The 13,548-nt window shown below is 60.2% G+C and carries 14 protein-coding genes; 1 reads left to right on the plus strand and 13 read right to left on the minus strand.

The window, feature by feature from the left end:
- Positions 1-14: 14 nt before the first annotated feature.
- From ACR0J1_RS11330 to mdh, 12 genes are all read right to left on the minus strand, one after another.
- Positions 15-323 carry an EthD family reductase gene (locus tag ACR0J1_RS11330; RefSeq protein ID WP_480734523.1) on the minus strand — a complete coding sequence of 103 codons (309 nt, stop codon included), beginning with the start codon at positions 321-323 and terminating at the stop codon, positions 15-17.
- Between the two features lie 114 nt (positions 324-437).
- Positions 438-1,826, minus strand: coding sequence for a dihydrolipoyl dehydrogenase (lpdA, locus tag ACR0J1_RS11335; protein WP_480732930.1), 1,389 nt, complete (start codon positions 1,824-1,826; stop codon positions 438-440).
- Between the two features lie 58 nt (positions 1,827-1,884).
- Positions 1,885-2,277 carry an MAPEG family protein gene (locus ACR0J1_RS11340; RefSeq protein WP_480598553.1) on the minus strand — a complete coding sequence of 131 codons (393 nt, stop codon included), beginning with the start codon at positions 2,275-2,277 and terminating at the stop codon, positions 1,885-1,887.
- A 133-nt stretch (positions 2,278-2,410) separates the two neighbouring features.
- Complete coding sequence (locus ACR0J1_RS11345) at positions 2,411-2,680, minus strand: hypothetical protein (RefSeq protein ID WP_480732931.1); 270 nt, start codon at positions 2,678-2,680, stop codon at positions 2,411-2,413.
- Between the two features lie 2 nt (positions 2,681-2,682).
- The gene (gene odhB / locus ACR0J1_RS11350; protein ID WP_480732932.1) at positions 2,683-4,200 is read right to left on the minus strand and encodes a 2-oxoglutarate dehydrogenase complex dihydrolipoyllysine-residue succinyltransferase; all 1,518 of its coding nucleotides are present in this window, start codon (positions 4,198-4,200) and stop codon (positions 2,683-2,685) included.
- A gap of 3 nt (positions 4,201-4,203) precedes the next feature.
- Complete coding sequence (locus tag ACR0J1_RS11355; protein ID WP_480732933.1) at positions 4,204-7,161, minus strand: 2-oxoglutarate dehydrogenase E1 component; 2,958 nt, start codon at positions 7,159-7,161, stop codon at positions 4,204-4,206.
- Positions 7,158-7,700: a DUF805 domain-containing protein gene (locus ACR0J1_RS11360; protein ID WP_480732934.1), complete on the minus strand. Its 543-nt coding sequence runs from the start codon at positions 7,698-7,700 to the stop codon at positions 7,158-7,160. Before ACR0J1_RS11360 ends, ACR0J1_RS11355 begins: the two co-directional genes overlap by 4 nt.
- On the minus strand, positions 7,697-8,290 hold the full coding sequence (locus ACR0J1_RS11365) for a hypothetical protein (RefSeq protein WP_480732935.1): 594 nt from the start codon (positions 8,288-8,290) through the stop codon (positions 7,697-7,699). Before ACR0J1_RS11365 ends, ACR0J1_RS11360 begins: the two co-directional genes overlap by 4 nt.
- Positions 8,291-8,386: 96 nt before the next feature.
- Positions 8,387-9,268, minus strand: a complete 882-nt coding sequence (gene sucD, locus ACR0J1_RS11370; protein WP_480531935.1) for a succinate--CoA ligase subunit alpha — start codon at positions 9,266-9,268, stop codon at positions 8,387-8,389.
- A gap of 11 nt (positions 9,269-9,279) precedes the next feature.
- Positions 9,280-9,783, minus strand: a complete 504-nt coding sequence (locus ACR0J1_RS11375; RefSeq protein ID WP_480732936.1) for a hypothetical protein — start codon at positions 9,781-9,783, stop codon at positions 9,280-9,282.
- A gap of 5 nt (positions 9,784-9,788) precedes the next feature.
- Positions 9,789-10,982, minus strand: coding sequence for an ADP-forming succinate--CoA ligase subunit beta (gene sucC / locus ACR0J1_RS11380; RefSeq protein WP_480732937.1), 1,194 nt, complete (start codon positions 10,980-10,982; stop codon positions 9,789-9,791).
- A 321-nt stretch (positions 10,983-11,303) separates the two neighbouring features.
- Positions 11,304-12,266, minus strand: a complete 963-nt coding sequence (mdh, locus tag ACR0J1_RS11385; RefSeq protein WP_480732938.1) for a malate dehydrogenase — start codon at positions 12,264-12,266, stop codon at positions 11,304-11,306.
- 161 nt (positions 12,267-12,427) lie between these two features.
- On the opposite strand from mdh, the gene ACR0J1_RS11390 reads away from it, so the two are divergent.
- Complete coding sequence (locus ACR0J1_RS11390) at positions 12,428-13,183, plus strand: sulfite exporter TauE/SafE family protein (RefSeq protein ID WP_480732939.1); 756 nt, start codon at positions 12,428-12,430, stop codon at positions 13,181-13,183.
- Here ACR0J1_RS11390 and ACR0J1_RS11395 read toward each other — a convergent pair.
- Complete coding sequence (locus tag ACR0J1_RS11395; protein ID WP_480732940.1) at positions 13,180-13,476, minus strand: hypothetical protein; 297 nt, start codon at positions 13,474-13,476, stop codon at positions 13,180-13,182. The genes ACR0J1_RS11390 and ACR0J1_RS11395 overlap by 4 nt on opposite strands.
- Between the last annotated feature and the right edge of the window lie 72 nt (positions 13,477-13,548).

A 13,548-nucleotide genomic window follows, 5' to 3' on the forward strand; every position in this document is an offset into this window, starting at 1 on the left:
CGCGGCGTCCTCAATTAGCCGATCACATCACCGATCAGAAGCGTGGGCTGCACATTGGTAAAGTTGGGCAAATCTCCCATGACCGGGCCACTCGCGGCCATAGCGGCATCCATCGCATCCTGAGTTGGAAAGACAATGCTGGCGATGGCATAGAAACCCGGTGGTGTGTCCGGTCCGCCTGCAACCCCTTTTGTCACCAGTGTCCTGTCAATAAACGCGCCGAGATGCTCACCGACAATCTTCAAATGCGTGTCGACATAGTAGTCATAGTCAAAATGGGTATCATCCGTAATCGGGTACATGACCTGAAGGGTAACCGGCATCTTCTTGCTTCCTCTTTCTACGACATCTGAAATTGTTTTGGATAGAAACTGCTGCCCATCATAGCGAAAGGCGACCATTTGGTCGCCTTCTATTTGTTCAGAGATGTCTGGGCATCAGCTGTGAATCGGCCCGTCGCCACAGGCCAGTGCGGCCTCGCGTACCGCTTCGGAATAGGTCGGGTGCGCATGGCAGGTCAGGGCCAGATCTTCGGCGGAGGCACCGAATTCCATCGCAACGCAGACCTCGTGGATCAGATCGCCTGCTGCTGGGCCGATGATATGTGCGCCCAGAATACGGTCGGTGTCCTTGTCGGCAAGGACTTTGACAAACCCGTCGGCGGCGAAATTCGCCTTGGCGCGGCCATTGCCCATGAACATGAACTTGCCGACCTTATAGGCGCGGCCCTGTTCTTTCAGGGTCGCCTCGGTCTCGCCGACATTGGCCACCTCGGGCCAGGTGTAGATCACGCCCGGAATGACGCCATAGTTCACATGACCATGCTTGCCTGCAACCTGCTCGGCGGCGGCCATGCCCTCGTCCTCGGCCTTGTGGGCCAGCATCGGGCCTTCGGTGACGTCGCCGATGGCGTAGATGCCCGGCACGTTGGTCTGCCAATCCGCACCCACCTTGATCTGACCGCGCGGCGTCATCTCAACGCCCAGAGCATCCAGCCCCAGACCATCCGAATAGGGTTTGCGCCCCGTGGCAACCAGAACGGTGTCGGCGTCAATCACATGCTCGCTGTCATCTTTCAGCAGCTTGTAGGTCACTTTGGCCTTGGTCTTGGTCGCTTCGGTCTTTTGCACCGCCGCGCCCATGACAAATTTCAGACCTTGCTTCTTGAGGATACGCTGGAAGGTCTTCTGAACCTCAGGGTCCATGCCCGGCGTGATTTCCTTGAGGTATTCGATCACCGTCACCTCGGCACCCAGTCGCTGATAGACCGAGCCCAGCTCCAGCCCGATCACACCGGCACCGATCACAACCATCTTCTTGGGAACCTTGCCCAGAGACAGCGCACCGGTCGAGGTCACAACGACCTTTTCATCCACGGTCACACCCGGCAGCGACGAAGGCTCGGAGCCCGAAGCGATGATGATGTTCTTGGCCTCATGCACCTCGTCGCCGACCTTGACCTGACCGGCAGCAGGGATCGAGCCCCAGCCTTTCAGCCAGTCGATCTTGTTCTTCTTGAACAGGAATTCGATGCCCTTGGTGTTGCCGTCGATCACCTCATCCTTATAGGCCTGCATCTGCTTCCAATCGACCGACGGTGATTTGCCCTTCAGGCCCATCTTGGCAAAGTTATGCTCGGCTTCATGCAGTTGGTGCGAGGCATGCAGCAGCGCCTTGGACGGAATGCAGCCTACGTTCAGACAGGTACCGCCCAGCGTCTCGCGCCCTTCGACTACGGCGGTTTTCAGCCCCAGTTGGGCGCAGCGGATGGCGCAGACATAGCCGCCGGGGCCGGCTCCGATTACGATGACGTCATAGCTGGACATTGGGGCACTCCTTGATGTGTCTCGACCGCGCCCGCATCCGGGGCGCGGTAGTCAGGCCTTACAGGGCCATAAGGTATAGATAAACGGTTGAAAGAAATCCCGCCAGCCAGACAAGCGTGCGCAGGAACGGGACCGGGATGGCAAAGGCGTAAACCGGGACGAAAGCGATGCGTGCGATCAGGAAAACCTGCGCCGCCAGCAAGGTGCCAGCGGTAAAGCCGTCGCGCGCCGCTAGGATCAGCACCGCAGGCGCAAACAGCGCCATCGCCACGACCGAGTTCGACAGCGTGCGTTCAACCCGCGCGGCCACGCCCGTCAGCGGCGGCATGTCATCGCGCGCGCCGCCCAGCGTCATCAGCCCGACCTGCGACATGGCGGTCAGGATGTTCAGCAGGATGATCACCACGACCAGCAGGCCATAAAGCGCAAGAATGGAAAGTTCCGAAGACATGATCACATATCCTTTTTTGATGAGTGTCCGGGTTCGGGACTAACATCTCGAAGGCTGATGGGCAGGCGGGGCTCACGCGTAAGTGCGGTGGCGTGTGCAGGGGTGACCCTGCACACGGGGGTTTCATGGCCGGTCAGACCGGCTCCAGAAGCTTGACCTGAATATGGGCCACGCCGCCACGTTCGTGGTGCATGGCAAGTTCTTCCGAGTCGAAGAACTTGCGCGCCCGTTCAAGGTCTGCGACCTCGAACATCGCCACCGCATGGTCGCGCTGGTCGGGGTCTTTCCAGACATGCAGGTCGCGGATACCCGAGGCCTCGCGCACCTTGCGGTCTTCGCGGAACACTTTCAGCCAGGCGTTGAAATCGGCCACATCGGCCTGCCAGAGAACATGCGTGGCCATGATTACAGATCCATCAGCAGGCGGCGCGGGTCTTCCAGCGCCTCTTTCACGCGCACAAGGAAGGTGACCGCGCCTTTGCCGTCAACGATCCGGTGGTCATAGGACAGGGCCAGATACATCATCGGACGAATCTTGATCTCGCCATTGATGACCATTGGGCGGTCCTGGATCTTGTGCATCCCCAGAATGCCCGATTGCGGCGGGTTCAGAATGGGCGAAGACATCAGCGAGCCGTAGACACCGCCATTCGAAATGGTGAAGGTACCACCCTGCATCTCGGCCATCGACAGCTTGCCGTCGCGGGCGCGCTTGCCCTTCTCGGCGATGGCTTTCTCGATCGCTGCAAAGGACATCGAATCCGCATCCCGGATCACCGGAACCACAAGACCCTGCGGCGTACCGGCAGCAACGCCCATATGGACGAAGTTCTTGTAGACGATGTCGGTGCCATCAATCTCGGCATTGACCTCGGGCACTTCTTTCAGCGCGTGGCAGCAGGCCTTGGTGAAGAAGGACATGAACCCCAGACGCACGCCATGCTTCTTCTCGAACTGGTCCTTGTACTGGTTGCGCAGGGCCATCACCTCAGTCATGTCCACCTCGTTATAGGTGGTCAGGATCGCGGCGGTGTTCTGGGCATCCTTCAGGCGCTTGGCGATGGTCTGGCGCAGACGGGTCATGCGCACACGTTCTTCGCGGGCGGCATCGTCGGCAGCGACAGGCGCGCGCGGCGCTTGGGCAGCGGGGGCGGGCACAGCCGCCGCAGGCGCTGGGGCCGACGCCGTTGCAACGGCCTTTGCCACGTCCTCTTTCATGATGCGGCCATCGCGGCCCGTTCCGGTGACCTGATCGGCGGAAAGACCGGCCTCGGCCATAGCTTTCTCAGCCGAGGGCGCGTTGGCCACGTCTTTGCCGCCAACATCACTTCCGCCTGTCGCCTGCGCCGCCGCCGCTGCAGGGGCTGCAGCAGCCCCCGCCGCCGCGCCCGAGATCACCGCCAGTTTGGCGCTCGCATCCACGGTCGCACCTTCGGGCGCTACGATTTCGGCCAGAACACCCGCAGCCGGGGCCGGAACCTCGACCGAGACCTTGTCGGTTTCCAGCTCACACAGCATCTCATCCTGTGCCACGGCATCGCCGACCTGCTTGAACCATGTCGAGACGGTCGCCTCGGTCACCGACTCACCCAACGTGGGCACCATCACGTCAACGCTGCCGCCCGAAGCTGCCGGAGCTGCCGCAGCCGGGGCCGGGGCCGCCGCAGGGGCGGGTGCCGCGCCTTCACCTGCCGCAATCGTGGCCAGCAGGGCATCAACGCCCACCGTCTCACCTTCGGCGGCAACGATCTCACCCATCACACCCGCGGCGGGCGAGGGCACTTCGACCGTGACCTTGTCGGTCTCCAGCTCACACAGCATTTCGTCCACGGCCACAGCGTCACCGGGTTTCTTGAACCATGTCGCAACCGTGGCTTCGGTCACCGACTCGCCAAGCGTGGGAACACGAACTTCAATCGTCATCGCTTACTTTCCTTTGAGGCTCAGCGCTTCGTTCACCAGCGCTTCTTGTTGGAATTTGTGTTGGCTGGCCAGACCCGTCGCGGGCGAGGCCGAGGTGGCGCGACCGGCATAAACCGGACGCTTGTGCTTTGCGCCGATGCGGGTCAGGACCCATTCGATATTGGGCTCGATAAAGCTCCAGGCCCCTTGGTTCTTGGGCTCTTCCTGACACCAGACCATTTCGGCCCCCTTGAACCGCTCAAGCTCGTTGATCAGCGAATGGGCGGGGAAGGGGTAGTACTGCTCGATCCGCAGCAGATAGACATCGTCGATGCCGCGCGCGTCGCGTTCTTCCAGCAGATCGAAATAGACCTTGCCCGAACACATGACGACCCGCTTGATCTTGTCATCCGCCACCAGCTTGGTGTCCGAATTGCCATGCTGCGCGTCATCCCACAGAACCCGGTGAAAGCTGGACCCGGTGGTGAACTGGTCGGCGGTGCTGACCGCCAGCTTGTGCCGCAGCAGCGATTTCGGCGTCACCAGAATCAGCGGCTTGCGGAAGGTGCGGTGCAGCTGACGGCGCAGGATGTGGAAATAGTTCGCAGGCGTCGTGCAGTTCGCTACGATCCAATTGTCCTGACCGCACATCTGCAGGAACCGCTCCAGCCGCGCCGAGCTGTGTTCGGGGCCCTGCCCTTCAAACCCGTGCGGCAGCAGGCAGACCAGACCGGACATGCGCAGCCATTTGCTTTCACCCGAGCTGATGAACTGGTCGAACATGATCTGCGCGCCGTTGGCGAAATCGCCGAACTGCGCCTCCCACAACACCAGCGAGTTCGGCTCGGCCAGCGAATAGCCGTATTCAAAACCCAGCACCGCATATTCGGACAGCATCGAGTCGATCACCTCGTACTGCGACTGCCCCTTGCGGACGTTATTGAGCGGATAGTACCGCTCTTCGGTTTCCTGATGAACAAAGCCGGAATGGCGCTGGCTGAACGTGCCGCGCGTGGCGTCCTGTCCGGACAGGCGCACCGGATAGCCTTCGGTCAGCAGTGATCCAAAAGCCAGCGCCTCGCCGGTGGCCCAGTCAAAGCCGGTGCCGGTCTCGAACATCTGCTTCTTGTGATCCAGCAGGCGCGCCACCGTCTTGTGCACCGCGATGTCGTCGGGGGCATGGGTCAGCGCCTGACCGACCTCGGCCAGTGTCTCGGGAGTGATGGCGGTGTCGCCACGCACATATTCTTCCTTGTTCTTGTCCAGATGCGACCAGCGCCCGTCCAGCCAGTCGGCCTTGTTGGGCTTGAAATCCTTGCCGGCGTCGAACTCGGTGTTCAGATGCGCCTGGAACGCGGCCTTCATATCCTCGATCTCGCCCTCGGGGATCAGGCCGTCCTTGACCAGCCGCTCGGTATACAAGGAAAGCGTGGTCTTATGGGTCTTGATCTTCTTGTACATGATCGGGTTGGTGAACATGGGCTCGTCGCCCTCGTTATGGCCAAACCGGCGATAGCAGAAGATGTCGATGACCACGTCCTTGTGGAACTTCTGGCGGAACTCGGTCGCCACCTTGGCGGCGTGAACCACCGCTTCGGGGTCGTCGCCGTTGACGTGGAAGATCGGAGCCTCGACCATCAGCGCGATATCGGTGGGATAGGGGCTGGAGCGCGAAAAGTGCGGCGCGGTGGTGAACCCGATCTGGTTGTTCACCACGATATGCATGGTGCCGCCGGTCTTGTGCCCGCGCAGACCGCTCAGGCCAAAGCCCTCGGCCACCACACCCTGACCGGCAAAGGCCGCATCCCCGTGCAGCAGAATGCCCATGACGGCGGTGCGGTCCTTGTCCTTCAGCTGATCCTGCTTGGCACGGACCTTGCCCAGAACCACCGGATTCACCGCCTCAAGGTGAGAGGGGTTCGCCGTCAGCGACAGGTGTACCGAATTGCCGTCAAACTCGCGGTCGCTCGAGGCCCCCAGATGGTACTTCACATCACCCGAACCATCCACATCCTCGGGCTTGAAGCTGCCACCCTGGAATTCGTTGAAGATGGCGCGGTAGGGCTTGCGCATCACGTTGGCCAGAATGTTCAGACGACCCCGGTGCGGCATCCCGATCACGATGTCGCTGATCCCCAGCGCGCCGCCGCGCTTGATGATCTGCTCCATCGCCGGGATCAGCGCCTCACCGCCGTCCAGACCGAACCGCTTGGTGCCCATGTATTTGACATGCAGGAATTTCTCAAAGCCCTCGGCCTCGACCATCTTGTTCAGGATCGCCTTGCGGCCTTCCTTGGTAAAGGCGATTTCCTTGCCATAGCCCTCGATCCGTTCCTTCAGCCACGCGGCCTCTTCCGGGTTCGAGATATGCATGTATTGCAGCGCGAACGTGCCGCAATAGGTCCGCTTCACGATCTCGACGATCTGCCGCATGGAGGCCATCTGCAGGCCCAGCACGTTGTCGATAAAGATCGGCCGGTCCATGTCGGCATCGGTGAAACCATAGGTCTTGGGGTCCAGTTCAGGGTGCGTACTGGCAGCGCGCATCCCCAACGGGTCCAGGTCGGCGGCCAGATGGCCCCGGATCCGATAGGCCCGGATCAGCATCAGCGCCCGCAGGCTGTCCAGCACCGCGCGCTTGATCTGGTCATCGCTGACCGCAACCCCCTTGGCTTCGGCCTTGTCCTTGATCTTCTTACCGGCGGCCTTGGCATCAATCTCGGCCCATTCGCCCGTCAGCGCCCCGGTCAGGTCATCCGTAGGCATCGGAGGCCAGTCGGTCCGCGCCCACGACGGCCCCTCGGCCTCGCGCTGCACATCCGGCTTGGCATCGCCCATGGCGTTGAAGAACTCGACCCAGGCGGCATCCACCGCACCGGGGTCCCGGGTATACTGAGCGTAGAGCTGCTCCAGATACTCGGCATTATGCCCCTGCATGAAGCTTGAGGCATGAAACTGGTCGTTGGGCGAGTGTTCGGTCATGGGATTACCTCTGTTGGGTTGGGACCGTATTGGTTGGTGCCTGGCTGGCTGGGGCGGGCAAGCCACCACAGCACCAGGAGGGGGGACACTGCCAGCACAAGCAATGTCGGAAGGACGATCAAAAGGGTGGCGCGGGTGAACAGGATGTCCAGATTGCCGCCGTGCCGGAAATGCGAGGCCAGCCCGATGCCGAAGATCAGAACCGCAAAGGCCCCGAGGATCAGCAGGATCGGCAGCAAAGCATAAAGCCCGCTGCGCCCGGTATCATGCATCCGCCGGAACGCCACAGCCAGATGCGGGAAGAAAACGATCAGGGTCACAAGGCTCTGCACCGGCCCCGAGGACGTGGCGGAGACGGATTTCGAGGTCGCAGTCTCGGACACCGCGACCTGAGTGAAGAACTTCAGATCGATGAAACCTGCGATCATGCTCCAGATCACGATGAAGAGGAAAAAGAACCAGTATTCAGGCCGCGAGGCACGACCCGAGAAGGTGAAGAATTTCGAGAAACAGGTGCGGATGGCGTCAGAGAAGGTCATTCTTTGGCCTCCGGCTCCAGCGTCGTTCTCGCTGAGAATATCGAGGACACTTCGATTTCAGAACCTGTCGCGTTTGAGACACGCTCGCTATTCAATACAGAAACATTCAGGCTTAGCTTGAGATCCTCGTGTTCGTACGACACCGGTTGCAAGTTCATAAAAACGGGCAGTGCATTTGGGTTTTGGCCCGTGTCGCCCCAGATTTTCTGAAAACGCTCTTGCATGTCACTCGCCCGAAATGACGCGAGGCAAGAGACTCGGCTGTAGGCCCCTTGCGTGAAGCTTGCTATACGCAAAACGCTGCCCGTGTCGTCGTAAACAAACCAAAGAGACACAGTGGGCGAATCCGCCACTTGAACCAAATTGCGTGCTCCAGTGGCAGTGGCAAGAGCCAAGTCCCAAGATGCTTTTATTCGAGCGTTGGATACTTCGCCGAAACCAATATGGTGATGCAGGATGGTCGCCGCATAGGATTCTATCGCCCTATCATCTAGTTCATCTGGAGCGGTAACGGCCCAACCCAATTGAACCAGCTCATCCGTCAGAATTGTCAGATCAGTCGTCGAATGACAGGCTGAGATTGTCGCCATTCCTAGCGCCTCAGTATCTGAATACAACGGGGAGGTTGCGGCTACCCAGAAGGTAGCCGCAAGACAAGGCAGAACTTTTCCGCCCAAGATCACAGTCTACCCAATCGCTTCCAGCACAGCCTCACCGAGCGTCGCGGGGCTTTCGGCCACGACGATACCGGCGCTGCGCATGGCTTCGATCTTGTCCTCGGCACCGCCCTTGCCGCCGGCGACAATCGCGCCCGCGTGGCCCATGCGGCGGCCCGGAGGGGCCGTGCGGCCTGCGATGAAACCGGCGGTGGGTTTCGAGCGGCCCTTCTTGGCCTCATCCGCCAGAAACTGCGCGGCTTCTTCCTCGGCCGAGCCACCGATCTCACCGATCATGATGATCGAGTGGGTCTCGTCATCCGCCAGGAACCATTCCAGCACGTCGATATGCTCGGTGCCTTTGATCGGGTCGCCGCCAATGCCGACGCAGGTGGACTGGCCCAGACCCACATCGGTGGTCTGCTTGACCGCCTCATAGGTCAGCGTACCCGAACGCGACACAACACCGACCGAGCCGCGCTTGTGGATGTGGCCGGGCATGATGCCGATCTTGCAGGCGTCAGGCGTAATCACACCGGGGCAGTTCGGCCCGATCAGGCGCGATTTGCTACCTTCCAGCGCGCGCTTGACCTTCATCATGTCCAGAACCGGGATGCCTTCGGTGATGCAGACGATCACCTCCATCTCGGCATCAATCGCCTCAAGGATCGAGTCAGCCGCAAAGGGCGGCGGCACATAGATCACGCTGGCATTGGCTTCGGTCACATGCTTGGCTTCGTGAACCGAGTTGAACACGGGCAGGTCAAGATGCGTCATCCCGCCTTTGCCGGGGGTCACGCCGCCGACCATCTTGGTGCCATAAGCAATGGCCTGTTCAGAGTGGAATGTGCCCTGCGAGCCGGTAAAGCCCTGACAGATCACTTTGGTATTTTCGTCGATGAGGACTGCCATTTAGGAGTCTCCTATTCTGTGTTCAGGATTTCTGAAATCTGATCTGAGTTCAGCGCGAAATAGCGAGAAAATGGAAGGCCGGTGGCCTCGTAGTCTTCGTCGCTTAACAAACTAAGCGCTTGCTTCGGTGTTTTTTGACGACTGTTGGGAAGACCATAATCTTCTGAAGCCGGTGTCTCGCGAAACTGTACGGTGATCCACACTGGTTCTGAAGCAGGCTTATTGAGAAAGCACTCCGCATGGGCCAGATGCTTGGACCCACTCTCTCCCAAAATGGCGACATCAGGAAAGACGTAGCGCCGTTTGCCATCAATTGAACCCGGAACCAAATTGGCTTTTTCTGGCCAATGCCCCATATCGACGGAACTCACCACGACTTTCTGCAAGATGCTATTGTGGATCGCCGTGGCACATGCCAAGCAAGTTTCGTCATGGGACGCACATGCTTCGATTTCAGCATATGCGAGACCAATTTGCGAAAGCGCCGCAAAGGTTATGGCTGCCTGTTTCAGCAAAGAGCTTAACCCTTAACCGCCTTCACGATTTTCTCGGCACCGTCTTTCAGGTTGTCCGCCGCGATCACGTCCAGGCCCGAGGTGTTGATGATCTCTTTGCCCTTCTCGACATTCGTGCCTTCCAGACGCACGACCAGCGGAACCTGCAGACCGACTTCTTTCACCGCGGCGACAACGCCCTCGGCAATCACATCACAGCGCATGATGCCGCCGAAGATGTTGACCAGAATGCCTTTGACCTGCGGGTCCGAGGTGATGATCTTGAACGCCTCGGTCACTTTCTCTTTGGTCGCACCACCGCCCACATCGAGGAAGTTGGCAGGCTCAGCTCCGTAAAGCTTGATGATGTCCATCGTGGCCATCGCCAGACCAGCACCGTTGACCATGCAGCCGATCTCACCATCCAGCGCGATGTAGTTCAGGTCGTATTTCGAGGCTTCCAGTTCCTTAGGGTCTTCCTCGGTCGTGTCGCGCAGTTCGGCGATGTCGGGGTGGCGGTAGACCGCGTTGCCGTCAAAGCCGACCTTGGCGTCCAGCACTTTCAGGTCGCCCTTGTCCGAAATGATCAGCGGGTTGATCTCCAGCATCTCCATGTCCTTCTCGACGAAGGCGTTGTAGAGCTGGTTCATCAGCTTGACGCATTGCTTGACCTGCGCGCCTTGCAGGCCCAGCGAAAACGCGATGCGGCGGCCGTGATAGGGCTGATAGCCGGTTGCGGGGTCCACCGAGAAGGACAGGATCTTTTCAGGAGTAGCAGCCGCCACCTCTTCGATGTCCATACCGCCCTCGGTCGAGCAGACAAACGAGATGCGGCTGGTCTGGCGATCCACCAGCAGCGCCAGATACATCTCGGTCTCGATGCCCGATCCGGCTTCGATATAGATGCGGTTCACCTGCTTGCCTGCGGGGCCGGTCTGATGGGTGACCAGCGTGCGGCCCAGCATCTTCTTGGCTTCTTCAGCAGCTTCTTCCACCGATTTGGTCAGACGAACACCGCCCTTTTCACCGGCGTCAGCCTCTTTGAACGAGCCTTTGCCGCGCCCCCCCGCATGGATTTGCGCCTTGACGACCCACAGGGGGCCATCCAGTTCACCGGCTGCGGTTTTGGCTTCCTCGGCGCGCAGAACCGCGCGACCGTCGGAGACCGGAGCGCCATAGCTCCGCAAAAGAGCTTTGGCTTGGTATTCGTGAATGTTCATCGAAATATGTCCCGTCTGACTACGATTAACCGTTATAGGGGTTTCTAAGGGTCAAGTTTAAAGAGTTTTTTGACCTCTCACGGCAAATTGCGGAAGATTTTCGATATTTGTGATCACAGCTTTTTGGGGTGTGATCACAAAACTTGCAAGAACATGAGTTTGATTCGATGGCGTCGATTCACATCCGAAAAACGCCTACATAGAGGAGATTTGCGTCGTTTGCGCCAACATGCCGAACATTCGATATGATCGGAGTTGGCGGCGGGCAAAAGAAAACCGGCCCAAACGCGGGCCGGTTTGAATTCAGCACTGACTGGGGTCTTAGGCCAGCGAGCTGTCGATACCTTTGCAGGCCTCGATCAGGCCCTTCACGGCATTGACCGAGTTGTCGAAACCGGCCTGCTCTTCTTCGTTCAGCTTGATGTTGACGATGCGCTCGATGCCACCGGCGCCGATGACGGTGGGCACGCCCACATACATGCCTTCAACACCCAGCTCTCCGTCGCAATAGGCGGCGCAGGGCAGAACGCGTTTCTGGTCTTTCAGATAGGCCTCGGCCATTTCGATCGCCGAGGTGGCAGGCGCATAGAAGGCCGAGCCGGTCTTCAGCAGGCCGACGATTTCGGCACCGCCGTCGCGGGTGCGCTGCACGATGGCGTCCAGCTTGTCCTGCGTGGTCCAGCCCATCTCGACCAGATCGGGCAGGGGGATACCAGCAACGGTCGAATAGCGCACTGACGGCACCATCGTGTCGCCGTGGCCGCCCAGAACAAAGGCGGTGACGTCGCGCATCGAGACGTTGAATTCTTCCGACAGGAAGTGGGCAAAACGACCCGAGTCCAGAACGCCCGCCATTCCGCAGACCTTGTTATGTGGCATACCCGAGAATTCGCGCAGGGCCCAGACCATCGCGTCCAGCGGGTTGGTGATGCAGATGACGAACGCGTCGGGAGCATTGGCGGCGATGCCTTCGCCGACCGATTTCATGACCTTCAGGTTGATGCCCAACAGGTCGTCGCGGCTCATGCCGGGTTTGCGGGGGACACCGGCGGTGACGATGCAGACATCGGCACCGGCGATATCCGCATAAGATTGGGTGCCCTTCAGCTTGGCGTCAAAACCTTCCGAGGGGCCGGATTCCGCAATATCCAGGGCCTTGCCTTCGGGGGTGCCTTCGGCGATGTCGAACAGGACAACGTCACCCAGTTCTTTCATTGCTGCGAGGTGGGCGAGCGTGCCGCCGATCTGACCTGCGCCGATCAGCGCGATCTTGGGTCTGGCCATTTGGAATATCTCCGATGGGTTTTGAAATCGCGGATGTGCTAGTCGCAAAACCGGCGCTGCGCAAGCCTTGCGCGGCGTGGCATACAACCGCATACCGTTTGCGCTGCCCCTGCCGGTTGCGCTAAACCGCCTGCAACACATGCCTATTCGCGGGATGCCCGATGTTCGAGATGAACCTGATGTTTTTTGCCGTGGCAATCCCGGCGGTGATCTTTGCCGGGATATCCAAAGGCGGGTTCGGCTCGGGGGTGGCCTTTGCGTCTTCGTCGATTCTGGCGCTGATCCTGACGCCTGGGCAGGCGCTGGCGCTGATGCTGCCGATCCTGATGGTGATCGATGTGGCCACGCTGAAACCCTATTGGAAGCGCTGGAGTTGGCCGGATTCCCGCCTGCTGATCCTGGGCGCGGTGCCCGGGGTGGCGCTGGGCGCGTGGCTCTATCGCGCGACCGATGACGACCTGCTGCGCCTGCTGATCGGAGGCATCTCGGTCGGATTCGTGATCTGGCACGTGGCCCAGTCGAAGGGCTGGATCCGGGGTTTTACCAACCGCCTGCCACCCCCGGCTGGCCTGTTTGCGGGGCTGATTGCGGGGTTCACCAGCTTCGTCAGCCATGCGGGCGGCCCGCCCGCCGCCGTCTATCTGCTGTCCCAACGCCTGACGAAGACCGAGTTTCAGGCCTCGACCGTGCTGGTCTTCTGGGTGATCAACGCGGTGAAATTCGTGCCCTTCGCCTATCTGGGCCTGTTCACATGGCACACCGCGCTGGCGGATCTGCTGCTGACCCCCTTCGCCATCCTTGGTGCATGGCTGGGCGTCCGGGCGCATTTCATGCTGTCCGAACGCCTGTTCTTTGGCATCGCTTACGTGCTGCTGACCCTGACCGGCAGCAAGCTGATCTGGGACGCGCTCACCTAGGCATTCGGCGGCAGCGCCTCGGCCAGCGCCTCAAACGACTGGCCGCTGGCGATCAGGCAGGTCACCCCATCCGGCAAGGTAACGGTAATGGTCCAGCTTCCCGTCCGGTCCGAGGCAAACACCTCCATCATCGCGCCCTGCCGCGCGATGCCGATGGCGCGGCGCGTCTCGCCATAAGTCTCGGCCAGCCGCCCGATCACATCCGCCCGCGGTGCGCACGTCTGCGCCCGGACCTGTTGCGCGGCCAGTACCATGATCCCCAGCCCCATCGTCATCTTGATCAGCGTTTTCATCCGCAACCCCTTTCGATTCCCTCTCGCAATCAGGGTGCGCGCCACAGACCGAAATCCGGTTAACCTAACGCG

It is taken from the genome of Ruegeria sp. CJ3 (assembly GCF_056536725.1).

Bases quoted from the DNA above. Each gene is read 5' to 3' on its own strand.
- ACR0J1_RS11355 (WP_480732933.1), bottom strand. From the start codon at position 7,161: ATGACCGAACACTCGCCCAACGACCAGTTTCATGCCTCAAGCTTCATG.
- ACR0J1_RS11360 (WP_480732934.1), bottom strand. From the start codon at position 7,700: ATGACCTTCTCTGACGCCATCCGCACCTGTTTCTCGAAATTCTTCACC.
- ACR0J1_RS11390 (WP_480732939.1), top strand. From the start codon at position 12,428: ATGTTCGAGATGAACCTGATGTTTTTTGCCGTGGCAATCCCGGCGGTG.
- ACR0J1_RS11345 (WP_480732931.1), bottom strand. From the start codon at position 2,680: ATGGCCACGCATGTTCTCTGGCAGGCCGATGTGGCCGATTTCAACGCC.
- ACR0J1_RS11395 (WP_480732940.1), bottom strand. From the start codon at position 13,476: ATGAAAACGCTGATCAAGATGACGATGGGGCTGGGGATCATGGTACTG.
- lpdA (WP_480732930.1), bottom strand. From the start codon at position 1,826: ATGTCCAGCTATGACGTCATCGTAATCGGAGCCGGCCCCGGCGGCTAT.
- sucD (WP_480531935.1), bottom strand. From the start codon at position 9,268: ATGGCAGTCCTCATCGACGAAAATACCAAAGTGATCTGTCAGGGCTTT.
- ACR0J1_RS11340 (WP_480598553.1), bottom strand. From the start codon at position 2,277: ATGTCTTCGGAACTTTCCATTCTTGCGCTTTATGGCCTGCTGGTCGTG.
- ACR0J1_RS11365 (WP_480732935.1), bottom strand. From the start codon at position 8,290: ATGGCGACAATCTCAGCCTGTCATTCGACGACTGATCTGACAATTCTG.
- mdh (WP_480732938.1), bottom strand. From the start codon at position 12,266: ATGGCCAGACCCAAGATCGCGCTGATCGGCGCAGGTCAGATCGGCGGC.
- sucC (WP_480732937.1), bottom strand. From the start codon at position 10,982: ATGAACATTCACGAATACCAAGCCAAAGCTCTTTTGCGGAGCTATGGC.
- ACR0J1_RS11330 (WP_480734523.1), bottom strand. From the start codon at position 323: ATGCCGGTTACCCTTCAGGTCATGTACCCGATTACGGATGATACCCAT.
- odhB (WP_480732932.1), bottom strand. From the start codon at position 4,200: ATGACGATTGAAGTTCGTGTTCCCACGCTTGGCGAGTCGGTGACCGAA.